Raw genomic sequence first — 24,241 nt, forward strand, 5'->3', positions numbered from 1 at the left:
TTCTGTTTTTGGGGAAAGTGATAAGTAATATAATTGAGAGAATTTTTATATAGGGATGGTGTTTAAAGCTGTCTCTGGAGGTAATTTATATGGTTAGAATACCTGATGAGGTTTTGGATTTGATTGGCGACCCTGATACTCAGATTGTTTTGGCGACTGCGGATGATGATTCTGTTCCGAATGCAGTGCCTATGAGGAATGTGTGGATAGTTGATGATGATAAAATGGCTTTAGGTGATGTTTTTTTCGATAAAACAAGAGAAAACATTGAGGCTAATGGAAGGATTAGTTTGAGTCTCTGGAAAGGTACTGAGGGATATCAAGTTAAAGGTAGTTGTGAAGCAATTAAATCCTCTGGTCCTTTGTTTGAAGAGAAAAAAGAGATGCTTGCGGAGAAAATGGATCTTGATTTAAAGGCTCTATGCATGATTGACGTAGAAGAGGTGTATTCCACTACTCCAGGACCTGAAGCCGGTTCTAAAATAGTTTAAATAAAAAAAGGGGTGTTGGGGGGGTTCATTCCCTCCGTTTTTCTTTTTTTAGGCTTTGATTTTGTTTTTTTGTTGTTTTTGGTTTTCTATGATTGATTTTGGTAATACTTGGAGTAATATGTCTTCGGCTTCGTTTTTGGATTTATTGAATTTTGCTATTTCGCTTAATTTTTTTTCCCCGACCTTGGTTTCTTTTACGAGGTCTATGTGTTCGTCGTATGGGAGTTTTATTCTTAATCCATCTAGGTGTAGTACTATGGGGCTGTGTCGGGCTTCATGTTTTTCTAGTGGAAGTTCTTTCTGTAGTATTTCTTTTATTTCTAGTGGATGAATTGTTAATGGGTCTTCGTTGATTTTTTGTCTTTCTTTTTCGATTAATTGGCCTAATGCGTCTGCGATTTCATCTAGTTTTTCTTGGTCTTCGGTTTTTCTCATTCTATCTACTTTGCGGCCGACTCCTGGTATGTATTTGTCTGCGTTTTCTAGTTCTTCTATTTCTGGAGCGCCGACTGCTATAACTGGTTTTTTTATGTTTTTAAGTAGTTTGTGTTTATGGTTGACGAGGCAGTTTCCGAAGTTTCCTAGAATGAATACTGCTGCATCGTATTCTTCGATCATGGTTTCTTCTTCTTTGGTTATCTGTGAGATTCTTCTGCCGACTCCTCTTGCTATGCTGACTATGTTTGTTAGGGCTCCTGCTCTACGTAGTCTTTCTGCTATGTCGCAGACTGGGTGTGGTAGGTGGTGTCGGGATATGCTTGGAGATACTACTGCTATTTCTGTTCCTATTAGTTTTTCTTTAAAGATTTTTCCTTTTAGTTGGCTTGCTAGTTCTTCGATTGTTGGTACGTCTTCTTGGGGGATTGCGGTTAGCATTGTGATTTCTCTTGATTCTTTGTTTTTTTGTATTATGTAGCCTCCGAGGTCTTCGATTTTCTCGATCATTAGGTTTGATTTATAGACTCCTCCTTGGTATGTGAGGAATTCGTACATCTTTTAGGCCTCCGTTATTTTGTTGTGGGTTTTTTGGAGACGTTCTATCCATTTTTCTTCCATTGGTTCTTCGGTTGCTAGTATTGTGAAGACTTTCTTGGATTTAAGGCTTCTTCGGACTCTAAATCCTTCTGGTATTATCTGCCAACTAAGGTTTAGTAGTGTGTCTGTTATTTCTTCGCTTGGGGTTAAAACCATGTCTTCTATTTCGCTTTTTTTTATGTCTTTACAGATGATTTCAAGTCTTGTTGGTTGTTCGACGTTTGATTTACCAAATTCTTTCCATAGTTTTGATAGGAGGTTTGATGCGTAGCCTTCGTCACGTATTTCAAGTGTACATCCTTCTTCTGTGTCTCGTAGTTTTGCTATGTTTTTGATTTTGATTGGTTCTCGAATTCCTTTTACTTTGATGGAGATTATGAATATTGGTTCTTTTACTTCTATAACCATGTGTATGTGTTCTACTAAACTTGATATACGTGAGTTTCTTATGATATCTCTAGCGATGTCTTTGTATCCTGCTCCTTCATCATTTGTTGGGCTTTCTACAGTTATCTTCAAGTTATTGGGCCTCCAATTTAGTGGTTATCTTAGGTTTTAGGTTTTTTATCGGGTTTTTCTATCTGTTTTTTTAGTAGGTTTGTCTCTGTTTCGATGTATTTTGCGAGTAATCTGGATTCGTTTTCTGATAGGTTGTATTCTAATCTGAGTACGTCTTTGTCTATATATCTTCCTTCTTTGGTTTTGTAGTTTTTTATGTATTTTTTGTTTTGTGTTTCTGTGATTTTGTCTCCGATTTTTTTGACTTTTTCTGTTATGCTGTCTTGTTTTTCTTTCCATCTCCATCCTGTTGATTCGTATGTATCGAATGTGTAGTTGGTTTTTGGAATTCCTTTGATTTTTAGTTCTATTTCCATTGGTTCGCCATCTGGACCTATATCTTTACAGAAAACGGCGTCTTTTTTTGTTAGTTTTTTTATTTTATCGCTGGATAGTCTTCTTATTTCTGGGTGTACGTCTTTTCCTGTGTGTCCTATTATTATTAGGTGTCCTTTGTGTTTTCTGAATTTTTTTAGTAGTTTTGAGAAGTATTTTGTTGTGTCATAGCTGTCGGAACCATATCCGGATACGTGGCTTGATGCTTCGTCGAAAACGAAGATTTTTTCTTTTTTATTGCTTGAAAGCCATGTTTTTAGGGCTTGGAAGTTATCGATGTATCTTTCTTTCTCTTTAAAGCTTTTGATGTTGCTGCCGATTTCTCTTCCATGTCCATTTGATTTCCAGAGTTCGGCTAGAAGTAACGCTAGGTCGGTTTTACCGGTACCCATTTTTCCATATACATAGCAGATCCAGACCGGTTGATCCATCTTTCTTTCTATTTTTCTGAGTGTTTTAATTCCTGAGATGTCTCTTCCACGGGTTTTCCGGCCACTAACTCTTTTCATAACTGATATGTTGCCATCTATAACTGCTTTGTTTAATAGTGATGTTGCTTCTTTTCTGATTATTGAGATTGCTAGTTCACTGTCCATGAATTCAAGTGGGAGTTCTTTTTCTACTTTTTCTGATTCTCTATGGATTTTTTGCCAGTTGTGTGATAGATAGCTAAGGAGGTCGAGTGTTTTTTTGTTTTGAACTAGCCCCATATGTCTATGTAGGTATTGTATGTCGTCGTTGTCGACTTTTTCTTTGAGTTCTGAAGTGGATATGGATAGGGCTGATGGCTTAACCAAAAAAACCAGAACTCCCGTTTTTATTTTGTTTTTTTGTTTTATTCGACATCTTTTTCATTCTCTCCGAATTCTTTTATCGTTTTCTCTACAACTTGGTTGACTATTTCTCCGTTGTATATTGATTGTTTTTCTATATGGCTAGCCATCTCCATTGTTATTTGATTTACTGCGTCCCTAACCATTGAGGGCATTCGTATTCTTGTTTTTAATCCTTTTTGAGCCATTTTTGTTAGTTTATCATGGATTTCTTGAATTTGTTCTTTATTTCTCAATAACTCGATATCGCTTACCGATCCTCGCCATGTGCCCTTTGCCTCCATTGTTTCAGGGTTGAATGATTTGCATATAAGTAGGTCTCCTTTTTTAGTTTTTTCTTTATGCAGTTTTCCTTCAACTACCTCTAGTTTTTGATATTGTTTTTCAGTTAACCTCCATAACCCGATTTCTCCCTCGTTAACTCCGATTTGAAGTATGTATCTTTGTTTGGGTTGAACTAACCAATCGATTAGTTTGGTTGCTGGTATGAAAGCGATTAAGCTACCTAAAACTAGTGTTAGGTAGAATACTGTGATGTATTGAGGCGGATCTAAGAAGGGTATTGTTAGGCCTATTGTTGTTATTAGAATTAGTGTTGTTGTGGCTGGCTGTTTTTTTATTTTATCTATCCATTTATCTATTGAACTACCTCCCTTTTTTATAGATATCTGTTTATTAGGTTAACCCACCATTCAACGGATTGGTTGAATATCTCTGTTATTGAGTCTACTCCACCCATTATTAGGGGTATTCCTAGGAAAAGTATCGCTAGTAGGAATATTATCTGTATTATTAGTTGGTATCTGGATTTCTTTTTGTTTTTAGACATGTTTTTACCTCTATAACTTGTTTATAGTATTCTATCTGGTTTGATTGATTCTTGTTGACGTTTTTTGGTTGCAATTAATGTGATGACTCCGATCCCGGTTATTATCCCTCCAATGGCTGCAGCTCTAACCTCCATCCAGCCGGGGTCTTCTTCTAACATACCTGTTTTTTCTATTAGTATCAGGGATTTTGTTGGAGTTGTTATTCCGAGAGCAGCTTCTCCTCGATTTTCGGTTACTTTATAACTGATTTTTTGGGTGCCTGGCTCTATTAAGAATGTTTCTTCGTTTATTATGATTAAATCAGTTCCAGTTGTTCTTATTCCGGTTGCATCACTTAGGGTTATTTTTAGGTGTGTCTCTGTTTCTATTTCTAGATTGAATTTATTGTCTGTAGCATCATAACTGTAATCTATTATGTAGGCGTTTCGATCTATCTGTATTGGTGTGCAGTATATTTGTTGAGTGGTTATGGATACTGATATTACTATTAGAAGTATTAGTAAACTGGATATCCGTATCCAGTTTATATAGTTGTTTTTGTTTTGTTTTGGCTTGAGTTTTTGTTTCACTTGTTTACCTCCGTAAGATGAGTATGGCTATTAGGATTGTTGTTATGATTATCCAGTAGTTTGTTTGGGTTGGTGGAGGATATATACTGGATTGGTTTATGTCTAATATTTCGTTGTACATTTCTTGGATTTCTTTGAGGTCTTCATTTAGTTTGTTTGGCTCAATGTTTTGATGGTTGTAACACTGGAAAGTAACTTCGTTTATATGGTTTCCATCGATGTCAATTATTTTTGTTACTTTAAACGTTGTGTCTTGTAGTAGTTGGATTCCATCGTTGTTCAGTATGTAGAGTAATGAGTCGTCTGTCCAGTTTGTTGTGTTGTAGGTTGATCCATTATTGATTGTTTTTGTACCATTGAAGTCATAGTTTGTGAACAACATTCCTGTAATCGATTTGTTTGTTTGTAGGTGTGGTGATTGTTTTATTTGGATTTCGAACCTTTCATGTAGTGTTGTGTTTATTCCTAGTAATGTGAGTTCGGCTGCTGCATATCCATAATAACCGGTCTGGTTATATTGTGTGTTAAGTTGTCCTGCTAGTATGTAGGGATCTATTAATTCGGTTTGGTTTATTTCTCCTTTTGTATATAGGTCATATACTTCAGTTATATATTTGTCTGCGTTGTCAACCATCATGTCGTGGCGGTCAATTAGTTTTTGTTGTAGGTTGTTCCATTTGCAGTTGTCTATCACTATCGATTGAGTTCCATGAGGAGAGCTAGCTTTTATACTGGATTCAATGCATTCTGCAGCACCATCCATTACAGGTTGGTCGCTGTATGTTATCAATTCGAATAATTTGGTTCCATGGTTGTTTGGTACACTGGAAACTTCTTTTGGTTCTAGGTCTGTTACCGTTATGTTTGTTCCATTTAGAAGTGTTACTGTGTTGTTATATGTTTTAATTTGGTCATGGGTTCGAGTGTCGGTCTGAGTGCTGCCGTCTTGCCAACTACTATATTTATATTTAAATTCAGCGTGGAATGGTTTTTCAATCGCTGTATTGCTTTGATTGTTCAGGTTTTTGAGATGTAGTAATGTTTTGATCTGACTGTTTAACTGCATGTCAAGGTTTTGTTGTATACCTGAGTAATGGTCTGAAACTATCTTTGTCGTGTTTGCTTTAGCAGCTGACAATGATACATCGTTTGATAGGTCTTGAGCCACCTGGATTTTAATTTTTGACCAAACAATGTTCTCCGTGTCTTTAAGGTGGTTTTCGGTTATTGTTAGGAAGGTGGATTCATCTCGATTCATGTGCAGGGCATAATCATAGATAATTGCTGAGTTGTATTCCGCTGTTTCATTAAGGTCTCCTATCGATAAAAATGTCCTTATCCAGTCCCAACCCATCCCTATCTGTAGGTCTGTACCTGGTATGTCGATTGGGTTTGTCATGACTCTGATGCAGTCATAAATAATTTCTTTACCAATTTCCTGGATTTTATCGTTTAATGAAGATTCTATTGTTTCTTCTGTATGGCTTGCTGAGGCAACTCCAGTTATTAGGTTTAAAAATAGTATTAATAGGATTGTTGTCGTCAACAATTGCTTAGGTCGATAGACAACTATAAGTGTTGCCTCCATACAACTGTTACCTGGGGGTTTTTATGGCTCGATGTTTTTTGGTCTATTTTCACTCCCCCATTGTTAGGAAGGCATATCCTAGTACTGTTGTAAGGAAGGCGGCCATTGTGAAGAGAGGATCGCTGTAAACCATGTTTGATAGCGGTTCGAAATGTTCGATACCAATAAGCAGGAATATTGTTGCTGCGATTGTTCCTAATTGATATCCCTGTAGTTTCATGAGTTCTTGTCCACCACTCTCCATGTAGCCTATCATTAATGCCATTAACGCGATGTAGTTGGCCTGGTCATCAATATTAATGTTCATGAACTCTAGAGTTCCAAGTCCAAATGTTATCATGCTTGTAGCTGTGAATACTAGGAGTAGTAGTGGTGCTGTGGGGTTTTTTCTAAAATCTTTTATTCCTATATTGATCAACTCCTTTTTAGGGCTTTTTAGGCCTTTGTTATAGGTGGTTAGGGTTGGTAAATAAAACAACCGATTAATAGACTAAAATTAGACTAAAAACGTTTTTATTGGAGATAGAACACAAAAACACCAAACAAAACCAAACAAAAACCAAAAAAAAGCAATAAAAACCAGAACACCAAACAAAAATAAACAAAAAACTTAGAAACCTCCCTAACTAATCATTGAAACCAAAAAAAAATACACACAACACAAATAAAGAAACAGATACAACAAAAACATACATACTCAGTATAACATACCCATCAATGAACTCATACCTAAAGCCATGTGTTTCCCTCAATCTATAGTGTATTAATCCTTTTACTTAGAGCCCTAACCACCCCAATGCAAACCACAAACCAAAAAATTCTCAAAACTACCTAAATAGATTTATTTATAATTATTTTTCTCTTCACCAACCAGTTGATCAGCCAACCTAATAGGTTCAGGAAGTTTATATCCATCAAGACAGTTATCAACAACCTCAACAGCAGTTTTGGGTGAAACCCTATGTCCTGGGCTTACATAAATTGGATTACAGGCCTTTTTAGTTAAGAAACAATAGCCAACCAAATCGCCATCCAACCTAATCTCCGTACAATCACCAACTTTGTTGGGCTCACTAACCAACTCCCCACACAAAAGATTCTTAGTAACCCCAATCGTTGGCAAATCAAGCTCTACACCAATATGAGTTGCCATCCCTGCCCGCCTAGGATGTATGATGCCAGAACCATCAACCAAAACAATATCTGGAGCCCTATCAAGAGAACTTAATGCATCAATAGCAGATGGAGCCTCTCTAAATGCCAGTAAACCAGGTATATAAGGAAAATCCAACTCTCTAACAGATACACTCTTTTCAACTAAATCTCCACCAACACCTATTGTTACAGCAACAGAAACCACATAATCTCGCTCGATAAAACCCTGATCTACACCACCAACCAACTTAATGTCACCAAAATCATCAAAAATCTCTGCTTTATCAGCAATAGAATGCTGTAACCCAATCAACTCATCCTTAGACTTCATACTTAACATCACCTCCAACCCAAAGGAGGTGGTCTTATCCCTATGTTCATACAAAAAACCTAGGTTGATTAAACTAAACCTTGTCTTCGATAAACCTACTTATCTTATCAAGAGCTTCCTTTAAAACATCCTTTGAGTTAGCGTAAGAACACCGTATATATCCTTCACCGGCCTCGCCAAAAGCTGTTCCTGGAACAACAGCTACCTTTTCTTCTTCAAGTAATTGACGAGAAAACTCTTCAGAACTAAGCCCCGTCTTCTTGATTGATGGGAATACATAGAAAGCTCCCTTCGGCTCCACACACTTCAGACCCATCTTATTAAACCTTCCATAAACCAACCTACGACGCCGGTTATACTCACTCACCATCTCCTGAACCTCACCATCACAGCTTTCAATAGCCTCAACAGCAGCTTTTTGAGAAACTATTGGAGCGCATAACATCGTATATTGATGAATCTTATTCATCGCAGAAATAACTTTTTTAGGCCCAGCAGCATAACCAATTCTCCAACCGGTCATAGCATGTGATTTGGAAAAACCATCAAGTAAAATACATTGCTCTTTCATTCCCTCAAAATCCAGTGGACTATGCAACTCATCATTATATACAAGTTTACTATATATCTCATCACACAACAACGGTACATCAAACTCCTTTGAAATCCGCGATATTTCTCTAGCAGTATCAAGATCTAAACAACTACCAGTAGGGTTATTAGGATTGTTTATAACCATTAAAGCAGTATCACTAGAGATATTTTCTCGAATAACATCTGGAGATGGAACAAACCCAGACTCCATATCCAACTTAATTCTCTTAGTCTTACCTCCACTAAACTTGACACAAGGGTCATATGACACATAAGATGGTTCAAAAACGATAACCTCATCACCAGGATCAACAACTGACCTCATTGCCAAATCAAAAGCCTCACTCACTCCAGTAGTAATCAATATCTCTTCCTTAGGGTCATAATCTATGGAATACCGCTCCCTTAATTCCTCAGCGATAAGCTTACGAAGCTCTAATAAACCCTTATTCGAAGTATAAGACGTATAACCAGTTTCAAGAGAATAAATTCCAGCTTCTCTAATCCGCCAAGGAGTTACAAAATCCGGTTCACCAACCCCAAGCGAAATCACATCATCCATATTCAAAACAAGCTCGAAAAACTCCCTAATCCCCGATGGCGGAACATCCTTCAATCTACTAGAAACCTTCATAATACAAATCCTCCATAACAAACAACTCCACAAAACTATCAAGGAGATATAGATAACCTTTTATTATCCTCTTTGACAAAGAAAACCTCCCCATCCTCCTTATAAGTCTTAAGAACAAAATGCGTCACAGTATCCCTGACACTCTCAAGAGTACTAATCTTCTCAGAAACAAAAGAACTAACCTTCTTCATAGACCTCTCCTTCACCAAAATCTGCAGATCATTCTCCCCCGAAATAAGCCTAATAGTCTCAACCTCAGGAAACCTAGCAATCCGCTCAGCAATATCATCATAACCACTCTCCCTACTAAGCTCGACATTAAGCTCTATCGAAGCATAAACATACTCCTCACCAGCCAAATCCCAATCAATCAAAGCCATATACTTCTTAATAACACCCTCCTCCTCAAGCCTCTCAATACGAGACTCAACCTCATCCAAATCAAGATCAACCATATTAGCAAGATCCTCACACGAAGTACGGGCATCACCCTCCAAAACATCAAGAATTTCAACATCCTTAGAATCCATCAAAAACACCAATACAACAATTAATCCCAAAGCATATTTAAACTAACAATACAAAACCAACAAAAAAAACAAAAAAACTAAATAAAAACAAAAAACAAAGAAAAAGATAAAAAACCTATAAACACCAATACAACAATTACTATTGATATAAAACTGGTTAAAATCTTTTCTGCCGAGAACCATCCTCCAAAACATCAGGTTTAGTGAATTAGAAGGTCATTAAGAGTAGTAATATTCACCTTCTCTTTTTTGTTTTCTATCTAGATGGCTGTTTTCTTTGTTAATTCTCGGTCGTCTTGTGTCTTCATCCCTCCGGAATGTTATTCCAAGAGTTTTTAGAAAGTTATTCATTCCTTCACGCATATCATATGGCCCATGAGCATGTCCTTCCACTCCAGGCTCCCCATCGAAAACCATTAAACGATCGCTCAATAAATCAATCATGTATATATCATGGTCCACAACCAATGCAGAGCTATCTCTACTTTGAACAATTCTTTTAATCGTTTTAATCGCCATAGTCCTCTGTTCAACATCTAGATGTGCTGAAGGTTCATCAAGTATATAAAGATCTGCTTTTCTGGATAGACACGCGGCTATTGCAACCCTCTGAAGCTCTCCACCACTTAAATCCCCTAGATCTGATTCAACCAATTCATCTATCGATAAAGGATTCATCAACCGGGTTTTGTAGTAAGAAGAACCATAATCACTAGAGATTGTTGCCAGGAAACTACCAACATCCATATCGACATCGGCCTTGATATACTGAGGTTTGTAAGAAATACTTAAATCTAAGTCAATATCTGTGTTGGTTGGCTCTGTCTTCCCTGCCAACATACTAACAACAGTTGTTTTCCCTATCGCATTAGGCCCGACAATACCTACTGTTTCACCTTGATATAACTGACCACCATCAATTTCAACGCGGAAATCACTGTATTCTTTAACAAGGTGTGGTAATGAAATTAATTTTTTACCACCTGTTCGACCAGTGGCACTTGCTTCCTTGAAATCTATAGATTCATCCCGAATCCGTATGTTTTCATCGGGCAAATATCCATCTAAGTATTGGTTTATTCCTTTTCTAACACCCTTTGGCTTAGTTATGATACCATAAGCGCCGGGATCACCATAACCGAGATGTAATCGATCTGTAAGTAAGTCAAGAATAGCTATATCGTGTTCAACAATTAAAACAGTACTCTCTTCAGGCATTTCACGAATAAAACTTGCAACCCTCTTCCGTTGATAAATATCTAGATATGGTGTTACTTCATCCATAAAATATAGATCTGCTTTTCTGGATAGACACGCGGCTATTGCAACCCTCTGAAGCTCTCCACCACTTAAAACATCCAGTTCCCGCTCCCAAATCTGTTTCAAATGAAGACGTTCAGCCACTTCATCCAACACACCTCTTTCATCAACACCCTGTAACAACTCACCAACTAAACCAGTATATGCTTCTGGTATCGACCTAATGTGCTGTGGTTTGATAGATATCTTAATATCCTGATTACTTACCTTTTCAAAATGAGTTTGAAGAACAGAGCCATTGAAATGTTCAATCACGTCACCCCAATCTTCAGCACCACTACCAAGGTTCGGGAATAAATCCCCTGAAAGAATATTGAGCGCGGTTGTCTTACCAATACCATTTGGACCTAAGATACCTGTTACATCTCCCTCTGAAACAAGCGGAAGTCGATATAAAACAAAACCGTTCTCACCATACCTATGAACCGCCTGTTCCTCCAGCTCTTCAGGCAAATTAACAATTGTAATAGCATCAAAAGGACATTTCCTGATACATATATTACAGCCTATGCAAATAGATTCATTAATCTCAGGCTTACCATCCTCAGAATTAACTACGATAGCTTCCTCACCACTACGAACCTTTGGACAGAAATTTATACATTCATCAGAACATTTCTTAGGCTGACACCGCTCCCTATCTAATACAGCTATTCTCAAATCAACCACCAACTCCTCAGAGGTTTAGAATCAAAGCCCAAGTGATATAAGCAAAAGTAATCGTCATAAACCCAACAAAAGCCCAATCCTTACCTCCAAAATCATCGGTATCAACATCAATAAATGGGAAAATACTCTGCTGTATCCACATAAAAAACAATATAACTATTAATCCAAAAACCTCTCTCTGCAGGGGTCCAGCTGGACCAGCTGAAATAACATAAGCAATGAAACCTGCAAGTATACCCATAATACCCGGTAAAGCCGTTTTCTTTAGAGCTTTCTTGTGTTCTGCATCAACCAAAAAATCACACCTACATTAAAATTATTATAACTCTCTGAATCTACTGATCCAAGTAAGTTACAACCCAATATACAAAAAAACTTTCCAACAAAAACCTACACGAACTGAAAAACTCAATTAACTATGTTTCCAATCAATTCATTAGCCCAATACTTAAATAAATCTTTGGCACAAACCACAGAACCAATTAAACAACCAAAAACAACAAAAAAATACCACTCGAACTTAATTCAAGATATTAAAACGAAAAAATAAAGTTTTATCCAAAAAACAATGATAAAACCCATTAATTAAGAACCAACCAATATCTGGTGGACATAGGGGAAATATGAATAGTCCACTAAGACTAATTTTATGAGATTTTAAGTTCAATTACTGTTGTAGGTTTACAACTGATATATCAATATATTGGTTTTTTAAACCTGTATTGAGAGTGGTATATTTGATGGAAGATTTAGAGGTTGTTAAGGATAACACCTATTCAATTGCTGTCGATGACAGTAGTTCTAGAGTGAGTATTTTGAACACTAAGTGTGGGTTATCAAAAATTTCACATGTACTTAAGGCGTTGGGTGTTGAAGGCCGGCCTTTTTCTTTTTTTGGCCCAGATGCCGGGATTACAAGAAACTATGAGCGTTGGGCAAATGGTTTTGGATATGGATGTGTGATTTCATGGCCGGATGAAGGATTGGCTTTTCCACAGATGAAGCCTAATGGTTGCGGTATGATTGTCAGCCGTATCGATGAGGCTCCAACAATAGATGAATTATCCAGTCGTATACTTCGTTTAAGTGAAAACCCACCTAGTTTGATGGGTAGAGAGATAGAGTGGGATGCTGGAGATAGTAATCATTTCGTTGAGGTTTTAAGAGTTGAAAGTTCAAAACATGGTGATTTAAATGAGGGGGATTATTGTGCTCTACTTCATACCTCTGCATCTGAATTAAAGAACCTGATGTATGATTTTGATAGATGGAGTGAAGAAGGTGGTAAATGGATCGATACTCCTTTTGGAGAAATGCTTGTTTTGATAGATAGTCTTGCATCGAGGTATTACAGCGAATTTAAGAAACTTGAAGAGTTTTCTAAAAAGAAGAGAGAGATAATTTTTGATCATCTATTTGATGAACACGAAATTATATGCAATCCTACGCACCAGGGATTGTTTAAAGAAAATGAAATCAGGTTAGGGCTATATGAATCGACGGATGGAGTTTATCCATTATCTTTGAGACCAGACCTACCGGTATATTTAGTTCAGGGAAAGGAAAATATAAAGCCTGAACTACTGCCAAACGACATTCCACAATGGAAAAAGGAGTTGTTGGAAGGTATAAACGTAATGCCACACGGCGGTGGATACGAACTTAAAATAAACACAAACCAAATTAAGATGACACAGAAAAACGATTTAAGGTTGTTTAAAACCTCTGTAAACGGTAGAGAATACCTATTCACAAACCCCTCTCAAATACCATACGACTATCGAGGGGAAAAAGTTTTAAATAAAATAAAAGAATGGGACCTTGGAGATCCAATAGTAAAGATGGAACAGAAATACACCGTTAAAATCTAAAGTAAAAACCACCTCCAAACCCAACAAATAATTAAAACCCATTTATAGAAAAATTAGTAATAAACCTTTTTCACCAAATAGAGGTGTATAGTTGCCTCCAAACCATGAAGAACTTGAAAATTTTGTTAAGTACTCGAAGTTTTTTGGTGACCAACAGATATCGACTAAAGAGATATACAGTAACCAAGACCCTGAACTAAACAATATGTTGATTGAAGAAGCATCTGAAGAACTTACCGATGAAGGTTTGAATAAAGTTTCTGGAACTGATTTTTATCTCGGTTGCGTTGATTTTATGATGGAGGAGGTTGATGGTGAAAAAACATATCGAATAATCGAAACAAACGGTGGGAGCAGTAGAGGAATATCTTCACTACCAAAAGACCAATGGAATTTCTGTAATAAAGCTTATCTCGAAACTTTAAGCGCTTGGGATGATGGTATAGTTTTGATAGGCCATCCTCCTAAAGACAAAATGCTTTATGAAAAAGCGTTTTTAACTGAAGAGTTTATGTCCCATGGATTGGATTACTATAGATCTAAGGAGTTAACAAGCAATCCAGGTGTTGTTTTAGATTCCTATGATGAGATAATCCCTAGGTTAAGTGTTGAAAATAAAAAACCCATGTTGGATGGACATCCAGTTGACGTGATAATTGGAGATGGCGTTGTTCGAAGACATCCAGTGCTAACAGAGAAAACGATTGAAAATGAACTTGATGCAGTTGTTGTAAACAAGGTCTTTCCAGTTACAGACGATAAATCAGCCACATACAAAGCTCAAATAATTGCTGAAGAAGAACTCAGGAAAGCAAATGTCAAGCCAATAGATTTTACAAGAGCATATAACAAAGAAGAGATAATAACCGAAGTTAACGAAAGAATCAAAAAACACGGCTCTGCAATTATAAAACCATCAAGAGGTAGTGGTGGCCGTGGAATAGAGATTATACAAAAAAAGAATAAAGTTCGAGAAAAAGTTGAACAAAGCTTAAGTGAGTTTGGTGAAAACTTCAAGTTCCATGAAAACCCCTACCCCTACACTGTTAGTGAATTAATTGACTCTAAACCAATAAAATACCAAGATACATATAGAAACTTCGATATGCGGGTTTACGTTGCCAGAGCAGGGAATAAACTAAAGCCAGTTGGAGGGCTTGTAAGAGTCGCTTTAGAACCACGATCACAAGAATACAAAAAACCAAGTATAGTTGTAAACCTATCTGGATACGAAGGAATCGACATGCATAGAGGGCTAGCAATAAACCAAAAAACACTTAACAAACTTGACACCACACCAAATGAATTCAAAGATATATACAAATCCGCAGTAATCATGTTCTCAGTAATACTCAAAAACCAAAATAAACTAATAAAATACGCTATAACCCAACCTAAATAACTTTATATACAAAAAATACGCCTAAAAAATAGGGAATATCAAGATGGATAGAACAAAAATACAGAACTTTAATAAAATCAAACTTAAAGGCAAAAAAAAGCTGAAAATAGATACATTCAAACTAGCAGACGACTCAGTTATATCACTACCATGTGGAGTAATATCCAATGGCAAAGGACCTAAAATAGCGATTACAGGAGGACAACATGGAAACGAATGGAACGGAACATACATAGCTCAAAGACTCTACAAAGAAATCCCAAACCAAAAAACAAATGGAACAATAGTTATATTACCAGTACTAAACCCACCAGCCTTCAACCAAAAAAACCGTGTTTCATCAATCGACAACATCGACCTCAACAGAACCTACCTTGGAAGCGACCGGAAACCTACAGAGAGAATAGGGAAACTATTGTTTGAAAACATATTCTCCGAAATGGATTACATAATAGACATACACACAGGAGGGCCAGGAGAATACCTACCACACACCGTCATAGTGGATAGAGAAAGAGTGAAAGAAGCATCACTAATACTACCACACCTCTATATAGCAAAAGCCACTGGCGGCAGCCTAGTAAGCTCCGCAGAAAGAGAAGGAATAAAATCATACCTAATTGAAGTAGGTCGTGGCAGAAACATAAACTACAGATTCGTAAAACAGGTCATTAAAGGAATCAAAAACTTCCTCAAAGGAACAAACATAATAAAAGGCCAAGTAGAAAAACAAAAAACCGAGACCTTCCTAAACAAACAAAAAATACCATCCCCCCAATCAGGGTTCTTCAAATCAAAAACAAAACTGGGAGAGTTTATAGAAAAAGGACAGACAATAGGAAAGATCGAAAAAATGATGGGTGAAGAAAAAACAATAAAATCCCCCATATCTGGCCGAGTAATATACATAAGAAGAGAAAGAGTGGTAGCAGAAGGAGAAAACGTACTACACCTACTCTACTAAAAACCCAAAAAAATCTTAAGGTTGATTTAGAACACGCCACTCCAAAACCACACCACTACCCAACCTATAACAATCCTTTAACTCCAGTTTCACTGCATCTGACAAACCACCTGCACCCTTACCATCAGCCAAAGTTGGAGCACGTTTACCACCAAAAACCATATTACCAACATAAGTATATAGCTCATCGACCAAGCCGTTGGACAACAAAGACCAATTTATAGTTCCTCCACCTTCAACCAATAATTTATCCAAACCACGATCTCCCAACAAACTCATCAACTCACTTAGATCCACACGATCACTCCCAACCTCAACAACCTCACAAACCTCTTTTAATCGCTCAACACGGTTTTTTGGAGCAACACTAGAAACCGCAATTAATGTAGGACTATCCCCAATAAAAACCTCACTATCAACTGGTGTCCGAGCCCTACTATCCACAACAACCCTATAAGTATCTTCCTCTAACAACTTAGGGTCATCAGCGAGAACAGTACCTATACCAACCAATATTCCATCAACATCCTTCCTTAACTGATCAACCCTACTAAAATCTTCTTCAGAAGAAATAGAAATCTGACGCCTCTCCCTAGTAGATATCTTACCGTCACAACTCATTGCGCTATTAATAACAACATATGGCCTAGACATAAAAACACTCTTACTAACTAGATTCAATCTCTGAAGGCCTTATCTCCATAAGATAATCCTTCAAGAAACCGATACTTAATTTAACTAAGGTTTCTTTACGCTCCCACTTCGGAAGCCAACCCTCTAAAGTAATTTGGCCATCATACTCAATATCGGATAAAACACGAAGTATAGGTTTAAAATCTATGTTACCAACCCCTATAGGATAATGCATACCATCTCCACGGTTATCACTAATATGTACGTGATAAACATCATCTTTAATAGCCATTAAGTATTCTTCAGGCTTCATATGAGGTATGCTGTTAGCATGAGCAATATCAAAGGTTATACCAACATTATCCATATCTACTAAATCGATAGCTCTAGACAACTCTTCAGGCTCCACACACAAAGCCTTAGGTGAATGCCTCAAGTTCTCCAGACCAAGCCTAACATCTTTTTCCTGGGCATAACGACCAACTTCCTTTAAACTACCAACCATTTTATCTAAAGTCTTTTCTCTAGAAAACTTTCCTGAAGGTAAGTAACCAGGATGTACAACAACGATATCTGAATTAAGAATCGAAGCAGCATCAATCGACTTCATAACCTGGTTAATCGCGACATTTCTAACTTCATCATTCCAGGTTGAAATATTTACATCATAGTGGGTAGCATGGGTAACAACATCCATCCCACACTCCTCGATTTTATCTCGAATCACCCTTAATTCGTCTCTAAAACCATTTTCATTCCATTTCTCCAAAAAAGGATATTCACAATAAACTTCAATTGACTCAAACCCCATTTCACTCAACCGCTCAATCTCACGTATAAGGTCATAATCCTCATGCCAAAAAATAGCCATTCCAACTCCAAACTTCATATAAACCACCAAACAACCTGAAAAACCAATTAACCATGTTTTTCCATAAACAATACACACTAACTTTGTTTAAACATCCTAATTAACTAATCGATTTATCTCGCTTCAGGCCTCAAGACCTACTTTCTCTTTAAGGAGAGGTCAAGCCCCGAGGCACTCTACCTCTTCCGCCTAGAGATATTTTTTATGTTTTTGTTATAGAACCGGGTTTTTTACGACGAACCTGCGAACCTCTCCGTATCCGTGGGTTCAACCCCCAGTGGGGGAACCCCACAGCTTTAGCCGTAGGAGGATGTCAGAAGAGAGATGACAAGTGACATTCTCCTCTCCCTAAAGAGGAGAGGTCTTAGCCCTGAGTTAAGATAAAATCCCCCTACTAAGTATGTGTATTGAGTAAGTTTAAAATAGATATTTTATTTGAGTTTATCCTTGAGTTCTTCGTATTCTTCCAATGTAATCTCTCCCTTGGCAAGCCGTTCATCAAGTATTTCGTCTGTGTTTCCAATCACTGGTTTTTCTTCACGAACCACTATGTATATCAATAAGAAGAGTAAACCAACCATCGGAATCAATATTAATACTAGCCATAAAAGGCCGTTCATCCCTCTTTTTTCAGCATCCTGGTAAACTAAAACACCGATAATTAAGAAGAATGCAAGCCATAACAATAGAGGTAGCCATCCAAAACCCCAGAAACCCCATCCCTCCATTGGGTGGTGTTCAAAAATCAGCGGTAGGTCGGTATAAAGATTCATCTTAAATTATGTTTCATATTTTGGATTTATAGGTTTTTTGGTTTGTTTCTGGGTAAATGTTATCAGGTTTGGTTAGATAAGTTGTTTTAGTGATATATTATGTGTTATAACTGTGGTTGTAAAATGCCTGACGAAGATCACGGTAAAGGCCATGCAGGCCTAGACCCTGAAGGTAAAGCCATCACCTCAAAGACATTTGAAGAAGCTGGAAAAGCATTCAACCAAGATGAAAAAAAATCCAAAAAAAACACTTACAACTTAATCAAAGACAACGACATGTAAACCAAACCAAACCAAACTAAACAAAAATACATCCATCCCCCTATCTTTATATTTTTTATTTTAGTTCTCATTTTTTTCTGGGAAGAGTGATAATTGGTTTTTGATAGTAGGTTTTATCTGTTATTTTGTAGAAATACTAGTTGTGATGACTAAAGATGGTATGTGGCATTCGTATTTTGAGGACTTTCTTTTGAGAGCTTATAAGACGGAGGCTGTAGGGGAATATCTCTATTATAACCGGGGAGTTCTTGATATGTCGAGTAGGGGCAAAGATACATTGGATTTCTATGATTTCTCAGATCAGGTGATTGAACTTGCTGAAGACTCTAAACACCATAAAGAGATGCTTGAGGAAATATTTACCAAAATCGATTTACCGTTAATCCAAAACATAGGTAAACAAAAAGAAGAGCTTTTCAAGCTTTATTTCAAAAACATGGAGCAGTATCACGAGTATATATTTATCAACCTAATAAAAAATGAAGACATGATGATAGATCTATACACCGAAATACAAGACCGATTAAAACCTAAAGACATTGAGGTTATCTGGCTTGATAAGGAGCCTCAAAGTTTTTTCGAAACAATAGATGAGTTAATTGAATCAGAGGAAAAACACCAAAAATACATTATAGAACTCCTTAACCACAAAGAATTCAGGGATTTAGTTGGATGTGTCGAAATCGAGTCAATAGAAGAGTTATCTAAATTAATCAAAAAAACTGAAAGGAATTTAAATAAAATCCGGCATGGTATACAAGATGTCTTAGTGATACAGGTAGATAGCTTGAAGTTATTACGTGAATCCAAAAAAAGTTTTCAAGATAAACACAACATCAATATCCGTAGCATTGAAAAAATTGATGACAAAAATACAATGGTTCTCGATCTGACATCCTCCTACGGCTAAAGCTGTGGGGTTCCCCCACTGGGGGTTGAACCCACGGATACGGAGAGGTTCGCAGGTTCGTCGTCACGTTGGACGATGACCTGCGTTTTGGGCTGTGCCAGTACAGCCCCCGCCATGGACAGCGGTTTCGAGAACTTGCCCAAGGCTCGTTTGCCAATATTCAGCGCACCGTTCTTGTCGGCGTTGTCGTCCAGCCCACACTCGGGACACTTAAAGCGTCCCTGCGTCTCTCGGACGCCCTCGCAGGCACAGCGGTTGCACGTTTTCGACGTGTCGTATTCTTCGACCAACTGCACGTCGATGCCCGCGTCGTGGGTCTTGTACTCGATGTAGTTGAGCAGGCGGGCGAACGGCATCTTGTGGGTCTTGTCGTTGACGTACCGCCCTTTGTCATTGTCCTTGCGGATACCGCCGAGGTCGCCCACGACGATGATTGCGTTCCGTTGTTCGGCGTCCTCCACGATTTGGCAGGCAATCTTGTGGAGGCGGTCGTCCACCTTCCGCGCTTCCGCGTCCCCGATACGCTCAACCACCTGCTGTCCCTGTCGGGGTTTCGCTTTCCCGATGGACTTCCGCAGTTGTTTGTAGTGTTCGCGGATACGACGCACTTCCTCGCCGTAGAACGTGGTCTTGCGGTCAGAGAGGAACGCAGAGGTGGCGACCCATCGTGCGCCCATGTCGATAGCCAGCACGTCGTCGTACTCGTCTTGGACGGTCACAGACCGCTTCACGACGAGATGGACGTACCAGTCACCGTTACGGCGCACCAACTCGCTGTCCCGAATATCGCCCTCACGGACGAGTTGTTCGTCCTTGTTCGGAACGTGGGCGGGACACCAGATGGAGTTGCCCCGTCCACGCTCAGGGTCGTAGACGGGGAGTTTGACCCACCATGACGAGAGAACGGTGTCCTCGTCGTAGGACACGTCGAACACGTCGTTGCGGAGAACGACAGGCTGTTCGGTGTCGGGGTTCGGGTCTTTCTGTCGCTGGACTTTCGATGCCTGCTGTTTGGTCGCGGAATAGAGGTCGGCGTCTCCACCGCGAACCTCTGTCTGGAACGCCTCGTACTCACGGGCGAGCAGGTCAGCCTTCCTGTTGGTCAGCGAGTGGAGTTTGACCCGCACCGTGGTTGAGACGTTCCGTTGCATGACTACTCACCTGCTTGGTCATCGATGTACTCCTCGATGACTTCGCTGGATACGTCGCCCGCACTTGAGACGAAGTACGAGCGCGTCCACAGCGACGGCAAGCCGAAGTCAAACTCGTCGCGGAGGTGGCGCGAAGAGTAGCCCTTGACCTGTTGCATGATTTTGTTCGGGGCGAGCGTTGGGTCGCCCGTGATGAACAGGTGTACGTGGTCGGGGCGAATCACCAACTCCAGTATCTCTAAGTCGAGTTCGTCGGCTTTCTCCCCGATGAGCTCTTCGAGACGGTCGCATACCTCGCCCTCAAGCACCGATTTACGGTACTTCGGACACCAGATGAAGTGGTACTGGAGTTTGTGGACATTGGTACGTTCCCTGTCGAACCCACGAGGCATAGTCAGTATATAGAGACTACTCACCTAAAGATGTTACGCAAACATCCAACCCCAACCGTGGCTATGAATGTAATTAAATTCTAGTTGACTTCACGGTGTTTTAGGGTTTCTTCTTCTAACCTCTATTTCTTGATTAGTCTTCACTATGTAGTTGGTTGTTATGTCGTGCGGTTATCTCGGTAGGTAGAAATAATGGAAAAGAGAGGGAGGGGGTTTTGGGGTTTTAAGGCGGACGTGGCGGGATTTGAACCCGCGGTTTGCAGCTGTCTCCATGTGTTTAGGAGGCTGCCGCCTTTGTCCTGCTAGGCCACACGCCCTAATGATTTTTTATTCTTGGTTGTTGAGCCAGGGCATCATTTCTCTTAGTTCTTCTCCGACTTCTTCGATTTGGTGGTTTCTTTCTTGTTCTCTTGCTCTTTTTAGTACTGGTTGTCCGGATTTGTTTTCTAGTATCCATTCTCTTGCGAATTCGCCGTTTTGTATTTCTTTGAGCACTTCTTTCATGTTTTGTTTGGTTTGGTTGTCTATTACTTGTTTTCCTCTGGTTAGTCCGCCGTATTCTGCTGTGTTGCTTACTGAGTGCCACATGCCTTTTAGGCCTTGTTCGTGTATTAGGTCGACTATTAGTTTCATTTCGTGGAGTGATTCGAAGTAGGCTACTTCTGGTTGGTATCCGGCTTCGACGAGTGTTTCGAATGTGTCTTTGATTAGTTTTGTTACTCCTCCACATAGGTCGACTTGTTCTCCGAATAGGTCTGTTTCGGTTTCTTCTTTGAATGTTGTTTTTAGTAGGCCTGCTCTTGTGCAGCCTATTCCTTTTGCGTAGGCGAGTGCTTTTTCTTGGGCTTGACCTGTTACGTCTTGGTTTATTGCGAATAGGCCTGGTGTTCCATTGCCTTCTTCGTAGACTCTTCTTACGAGGTGGCCTGGGCCTTTTGGAGCTACCATTACTATGTTGACGTTGTTTGGTGGTCTGATTTGGTTGTAGTGTATGTTGAATCCGTGTGCGAATAGTAATGTGTCTTGGGGGTTTAGGTTTGGTTCTATTTGTTCTTTATATACTTGGGGTTGTACTTCGTCTGGTATTAGGATTGCTGTTAGTGTTGCGTTTTTTACTGCTTTTGGTATTGTTTTTACTTCTAATCCATCGTTTTTTGCTTTTTCCCAAGATTTTCCGTTTTTTCTTACTCCTACTACTACGTCTACTCCGCTTTCATGTAGGTTTAGTGCGTGGGCGTGTCCTTGGCTTCCGTATCCGATTATTGCTACTTTTTCTAGTTGTGAGAGTTCTATATTTTCTCCGTAATACATTTCTGTCATCTTTTTTATCCTCCTATTGATTTTCTGCCTCTGTTCATGGCGACTGTTCCTGTTTGTGCGATTTCTTTTATTCCATGTTCTTTGAGCATGTTGATTATTGCGTCGATTTTTTTTCGGTCGCCTGTTACTTCTAATGTGAGGGCTTTTTTACCTACGTCTACTACGTTTGCTCTGAATATGTCTGCTATCTGTATTATTTCGGATCTAGTGTTGGGGTTGTCTGCGTTGACTTTTATTAATGCTAGGCCTCTTTCGACGTAGTTTTCTTTTAGTTCGGTTACTTTAATTATGTCCATTTGTTTGTTTAGTTGTTTTATTACTTGTTCTAGGACGTCTTCGTCTCCTTTGAGGGTTATTGTCATTCGGGAGATTTCTGGGTTTTCTGTTACGCCTACTGATATGGTTTCTATGTTGTATCCTCTTCGGCTGAATAGGTTTGCTACCCGGTTTAGTACTCCGGGTTTGTTTTCTACTAGTAATCCGATTACGTGTACATCCATTATTTATTCCCCCTCTACGTCTTTTCGGTCTATTATTTCGCTTAGTGTTGCGCCTGCTGGCACCATTGGGTAGACGTTTTCTTCTCGATCTACTCTGAAATCTATCATTACTGGTCGTTCTGTTTGGTTTGCTCGTTTAACTGCGTCTGGCACTTCTGTTTTTTTGTTTACTGTTATTCCTACTGCGCCAAATCCTTCAGCTATTTTCTGGAAATCTGGGTTGTCTCCTAGGTCTGTTTGGGAGTATCTTTCATCGTAGAATAGTTCTTGCCATTGTCGAACCATGCCGAGATATTTGTTGTTGAGTATTGCTATGTTGACTGGGAGTTGGTATTTGACTGCTGTGGCAAGTTCCTGTATATTCATTTGGATGCTTCCGTCTCCAGCGATGTTCCATACTTTTCTGTCGGGGTAGGCTACTTGGGCACCTATTGCTGCTGGGAGGCCGTATCCCATTGTTCCGAGTCCTCCGCTTGTTATGAATGTTCTTGGGTGTTTGTATTGGTAGTATTGAGCGGCCCACATCTGGCATTGACCGACCTCGGTAGCGATTATTGTGTTGTCTGGTGTTTGTTTATCTATCTCTTTAACTATGTATTGTGGTTTTATTGTGTCGGTTGTTTCGTCGTATTCGAGTGGGAATTCTTTTTTCCATTTTTTTGTTTTTTTGTGCCACTCGGTTTCTTTTTTTTCTTGTTTCAGTTTGTCGATTTTTTTGTTTATTTCTTTTAGTATGTTTTTTGCGTCTCCGACGATCGGTATCTGTGTTTTTATGTTTTTACTTATTTCGGCTGCATCTATATCGATGTGTATGACGGATGCGTTTGGTGCGAATCCTTCTAGTTTTCCTGTTACTCTGTCATCGAATCGTGCTCCAACTGCTATTATTAGGTCGGATTCTGTTACTGCGTAGTTTGATGGTTTTGTTCCGTGCATTCCGACCATTCCAAGTGATAATGGATGTGATTCGTTGAAGGCTCCTTTTCCTGTTAGTGTTGTCACTACAGGTATCGTGCATTTTTCTGCCAGTTGTTTTAGTTCTCCTGAAGCTTCACTTGCTATGACTCCCCCACCTACGTATAGGACTGGACGTTCTGCTTCAAGTATTGCTTTGGTCGCCTTTTTGATTTGTAGTGGATGGCCTTTGTATGTTGGTTTGTATCCTCTTAACTCGATTTTTTCAGGATAATCGAATTCGGTTTCTCCTTGTTGAACGTCTTTAGGTAGGTCGAGTAAGACTGGACCGTTTCTACCTGTCCCAGCTATATAGAATGCTTTTTTCATTGTTTTTGGGAGTTCTTCTGGATCTTTGACTAAACAGTTGTATTTTGTGATTGGGATTGTTATCCCGGTTATGTCGGCTTCTTGGAATGCATCGTTACCGATCATGTGTGTGGGTACTTGGCCGGTTAGGGCGATTAGGGGTACGGAGTCCATGTTTGCTGTTGCTATACCGGTCACAAGGTTTGTTGCGCCTGGACCGCTTGTAGCTATACACACTCCGGGTTCTCCAGTAACCCTAGCGTATCCATCTGCCGCATGTGCAGCGGCTTGTTCATGTCTTGTTAATATGTGTTGTATCTCGTCTTCCTGATGTATTGTGTCATATAAGTCGATTACAGCTCCACCAGGATATCCGAATACTTTGTCTACTCCTTCTTTCTTCAAGCTCTCGATAATCGCCTCACAACCTTTCATC

At 39.1% G+C, this 24,241-nt stretch carries 27 protein-coding genes and 1 tRNA gene; 6 read left to right on the top strand and 22 right to left on the bottom strand.

The genetic code is table 11. The features are described 5' to 3' along the window. The first annotated feature begins 89 nt into the window (after positions 1 to 89). On the top strand, positions 90 to 491 hold the full coding sequence (locus tag QEN48_RS05440; protein WP_280107890.1) for a pyridoxamine 5'-phosphate oxidase family protein: 402 nt from the start codon (positions 90 to 92) through the stop codon (positions 489 to 491). 48 nt (positions 492 to 539) lie between these two features. On the opposite strand, the gene QEN48_RS05445 is transcribed toward QEN48_RS05440, so the two are convergent. The 13 genes from QEN48_RS05445 to QEN48_RS05505 all read right to left on the bottom strand — a co-directional run bounded on the left by QEN48_RS05445 (position 540) and on the right by QEN48_RS05505 (position 11,768). Continuing rightward, positions 540 to 1,484 (bottom strand): methyl-coenzyme M reductase family protein, encoded by a 945-nt coding sequence (locus QEN48_RS05445; RefSeq protein WP_280107891.1) that lies wholly within the window; start codon positions 1,482 to 1,484, stop codon positions 540 to 542. Between the two features lie 3 nt (positions 1,485 to 1,487). Next, positions 1,488 to 2,045, bottom strand: coding sequence for a methanogenesis marker 17 protein (locus QEN48_RS05450; protein WP_280107892.1), 558 nt, complete (start codon positions 2,043 to 2,045; stop codon positions 1,488 to 1,490). Between the two features lie 29 nt (positions 2,046 to 2,074). Next, entirely contained in the window at positions 2,075 to 3,217 is a 1,143-nt protein-coding gene (locus QEN48_RS05455; RefSeq protein ID WP_280107893.1) for an AAA family ATPase, read from the bottom strand. A gap of 38 nt (positions 3,218 to 3,255) precedes the next feature. Continuing rightward, complete coding sequence (locus QEN48_RS05460; RefSeq protein WP_280107894.1) at positions 3,256 to 3,537, bottom strand: hypothetical protein; 282 nt, start codon at positions 3,535 to 3,537, stop codon at positions 3,256 to 3,258. A 374-nt stretch (positions 3,538 to 3,911) separates the two neighbouring features. Next, positions 3,912 to 4,082, bottom strand: coding sequence for a hypothetical protein (locus QEN48_RS05465; RefSeq protein ID WP_280107895.1), 171 nt, complete (start codon positions 4,080 to 4,082; stop codon positions 3,912 to 3,914). A gap of 21 nt (positions 4,083 to 4,103) precedes the next feature. Beyond that, positions 4,104 to 4,652, bottom strand: coding sequence for a hypothetical protein (locus QEN48_RS05470; protein ID WP_280107896.1), 549 nt, complete (start codon positions 4,650 to 4,652; stop codon positions 4,104 to 4,106). Between the two features lie 4 nt (positions 4,653 to 4,656). After that, the gene (locus QEN48_RS05475) at positions 4,657 to 6,240 is read right to left on the bottom strand and encodes a hypothetical protein (protein WP_280107897.1); all 1,584 of its coding nucleotides are present in this window, start codon (positions 6,238 to 6,240) and stop codon (positions 4,657 to 4,659) included. Between the two features lie 49 nt (positions 6,241 to 6,289). Then, positions 6,290 to 6,718, bottom strand: coding sequence for a hypothetical protein (locus tag QEN48_RS05480; RefSeq protein ID WP_280107898.1), 429 nt, complete (start codon positions 6,716 to 6,718; stop codon positions 6,290 to 6,292). A gap of 363 nt (positions 6,719 to 7,081) precedes the next feature. Further along, complete coding sequence (locus QEN48_RS05485; RefSeq protein ID WP_280107899.1) at positions 7,082 to 7,726, bottom strand: endonuclease V; 645 nt, start codon at positions 7,724 to 7,726, stop codon at positions 7,082 to 7,084. Between the two features lie 73 nt (positions 7,727 to 7,799). After that, positions 7,800 to 8,954 (bottom strand): aminotransferase class I/II-fold pyridoxal phosphate-dependent enzyme, encoded by a 1,155-nt coding sequence (locus tag QEN48_RS05490; RefSeq protein WP_280107900.1) that lies wholly within the window; start codon positions 8,952 to 8,954, stop codon positions 7,800 to 7,802. A gap of 38 nt (positions 8,955 to 8,992) precedes the next feature. Continuing rightward, entirely contained in the window at positions 8,993 to 9,484 is a 492-nt protein-coding gene (locus QEN48_RS05495) for an Lrp/AsnC family transcriptional regulator (protein ID WP_280107901.1), read from the bottom strand. Positions 9,485 to 9,703: 219 nt separating this feature from the next. Next, positions 9,704 to 11,464, bottom strand: a complete 1,761-nt coding sequence (locus tag QEN48_RS05500) for a ribosome biogenesis/translation initiation ATPase RLI (RefSeq protein ID WP_280107902.1) — start codon at positions 11,462 to 11,464, stop codon at positions 9,704 to 9,706. A 16-nt stretch (positions 11,465 to 11,480) separates the two neighbouring features. After that, positions 11,481 to 11,768 carry a hypothetical protein gene (locus QEN48_RS05505; RefSeq protein ID WP_280107903.1) on the bottom strand — a complete coding sequence of 96 codons (288 nt, stop codon included), beginning with the start codon at positions 11,766 to 11,768 and terminating at the stop codon, positions 11,481 to 11,483. Positions 11,769 to 12,213: 445 nt separating this feature from the next. Here QEN48_RS05505 and QEN48_RS05510 point away from each other — a divergent pair, with 445 nt between their 5' ends. From QEN48_RS05510 to QEN48_RS05520, 3 genes are all read left to right on the top strand, one after another. Continuing rightward, complete coding sequence (locus QEN48_RS05510) at positions 12,214 to 13,344, top strand: hypothetical protein (RefSeq protein WP_280107904.1); 1,131 nt, start codon at positions 12,214 to 12,216, stop codon at positions 13,342 to 13,344. Between the two features lie 91 nt (positions 13,345 to 13,435). Next, complete coding sequence (locus QEN48_RS05515) at positions 13,436 to 14,746, top strand: hypothetical protein (protein ID WP_280107905.1); 1,311 nt, start codon at positions 13,436 to 13,438, stop codon at positions 14,744 to 14,746. Positions 14,747 to 14,789: 43 nt separating this feature from the next. Beyond that, complete coding sequence (locus tag QEN48_RS05520; protein ID WP_280107906.1) at positions 14,790 to 15,710, top strand: succinylglutamate desuccinylase/aspartoacylase family protein; 921 nt, start codon at positions 14,790 to 14,792, stop codon at positions 15,708 to 15,710. A gap of 15 nt (positions 15,711 to 15,725) precedes the next feature. Here the strand turns inward: QEN48_RS05520 and QEN48_RS05525 are convergent, their stop codons facing one another. From QEN48_RS05525 to QEN48_RS05535, 3 genes are all read right to left on the bottom strand, one after another. After that, the gene (locus tag QEN48_RS05525; protein WP_280107907.1) at positions 15,726 to 16,364 is read right to left on the bottom strand and encodes a 2,5-diamino-6-(ribosylamino)-4(3H)-pyrimidinone 5'-phosphate reductase; all 639 of its coding nucleotides are present in this window, start codon (positions 16,362 to 16,364) and stop codon (positions 15,726 to 15,728) included. A gap of 13 nt (positions 16,365 to 16,377) precedes the next feature. Then, the gene (locus QEN48_RS05530) at positions 16,378 to 17,232 is read right to left on the bottom strand and encodes a sugar phosphate isomerase/epimerase family protein (protein WP_280107908.1); all 855 of its coding nucleotides are present in this window, start codon (positions 17,230 to 17,232) and stop codon (positions 16,378 to 16,380) included. A 413-nt stretch (positions 17,233 to 17,645) separates the two neighbouring features. Further along, positions 17,646 to 17,987 carry an SHOCT domain-containing protein gene (locus QEN48_RS05535; RefSeq protein WP_280107909.1) on the bottom strand — a complete coding sequence of 114 codons (342 nt, stop codon included), beginning with the start codon at positions 17,985 to 17,987 and terminating at the stop codon, positions 17,646 to 17,648. A 123-nt stretch (positions 17,988 to 18,110) separates the two neighbouring features. Between QEN48_RS05535 and QEN48_RS05540 the strand changes: the two genes are divergently transcribed. Both QEN48_RS05540 and QEN48_RS05545 read left to right on the top strand, forming a co-directional pair. Beyond that, on the top strand, positions 18,111 to 18,269 hold the full coding sequence (locus tag QEN48_RS05540) for a hypothetical protein (RefSeq protein ID WP_280107910.1): 159 nt from the start codon (positions 18,111 to 18,113) through the stop codon (positions 18,267 to 18,269). Between the two features lie 253 nt (positions 18,270 to 18,522). Beyond that, positions 18,523 to 19,179, top strand: coding sequence for a hypothetical protein (locus tag QEN48_RS05545; RefSeq protein ID WP_280107911.1), 657 nt, complete (start codon positions 18,523 to 18,525; stop codon positions 19,177 to 19,179). Here QEN48_RS05545 and QEN48_RS05550 read toward each other — a convergent pair. The 6 genes from QEN48_RS05550 to ilvB all read right to left on the bottom strand — a co-directional run bounded on the left by QEN48_RS05550 (position 19,176) and on the right by ilvB (position 24,240). After that, positions 19,176 to 20,330, bottom strand: a complete 1,155-nt coding sequence (locus QEN48_RS05550) for a transposase (protein ID WP_280107912.1) — start codon at positions 20,328 to 20,330, stop codon at positions 19,176 to 19,178. The two genes, QEN48_RS05545 and QEN48_RS05550, sit on opposite strands and share 4 nt — an antisense overlap. Before the next feature lie 2 nt (positions 20,331 to 20,332). Then, positions 20,333 to 20,722, bottom strand: coding sequence for an IS200/IS605 family transposase (tnpA, locus tag QEN48_RS05555; RefSeq protein ID WP_280107913.1), 390 nt, complete (start codon positions 20,720 to 20,722; stop codon positions 20,333 to 20,335). A 229-nt stretch (positions 20,723 to 20,951) separates the two neighbouring features. After that, positions 20,952 to 21,039 (bottom strand) — tRNA-Arg (locus tag QEN48_RS05560). Between the two features lie 10 nt (positions 21,040 to 21,049). Next, positions 21,050 to 22,042 carry a ketol-acid reductoisomerase gene (gene ilvC, locus QEN48_RS05565; RefSeq protein ID WP_280107914.1) on the bottom strand — a complete coding sequence of 331 codons (993 nt, stop codon included), beginning with the start codon at positions 22,040 to 22,042 and terminating at the stop codon, positions 21,050 to 21,052. A gap of 5 nt (positions 22,043 to 22,047) precedes the next feature. Next, complete coding sequence (gene ilvN / locus QEN48_RS05570; protein ID WP_280107915.1) at positions 22,048 to 22,542, bottom strand: acetolactate synthase small subunit; 495 nt, start codon at positions 22,540 to 22,542, stop codon at positions 22,048 to 22,050. A 3-nt stretch (positions 22,543 to 22,545) separates the two neighbouring features. Continuing rightward, the gene (gene ilvB, locus QEN48_RS05575; protein ID WP_280107916.1) at positions 22,546 to 24,240 is read right to left on the bottom strand and encodes a biosynthetic-type acetolactate synthase large subunit; all 1,695 of its coding nucleotides are present in this window, start codon (positions 24,238 to 24,240) and stop codon (positions 22,546 to 22,548) included. Position 24,241: the final 1 nt, after the last annotated feature.

Source organism: Methanonatronarchaeum sp. AMET-Sl (genome assembly GCF_029854155.1).
Classification (GTDB): Archaea; Halobacteriota; Methanonatronarchaeia; order Methanonatronarchaeales; family Methanonatronarchaeaceae; genus Methanonatronarchaeum.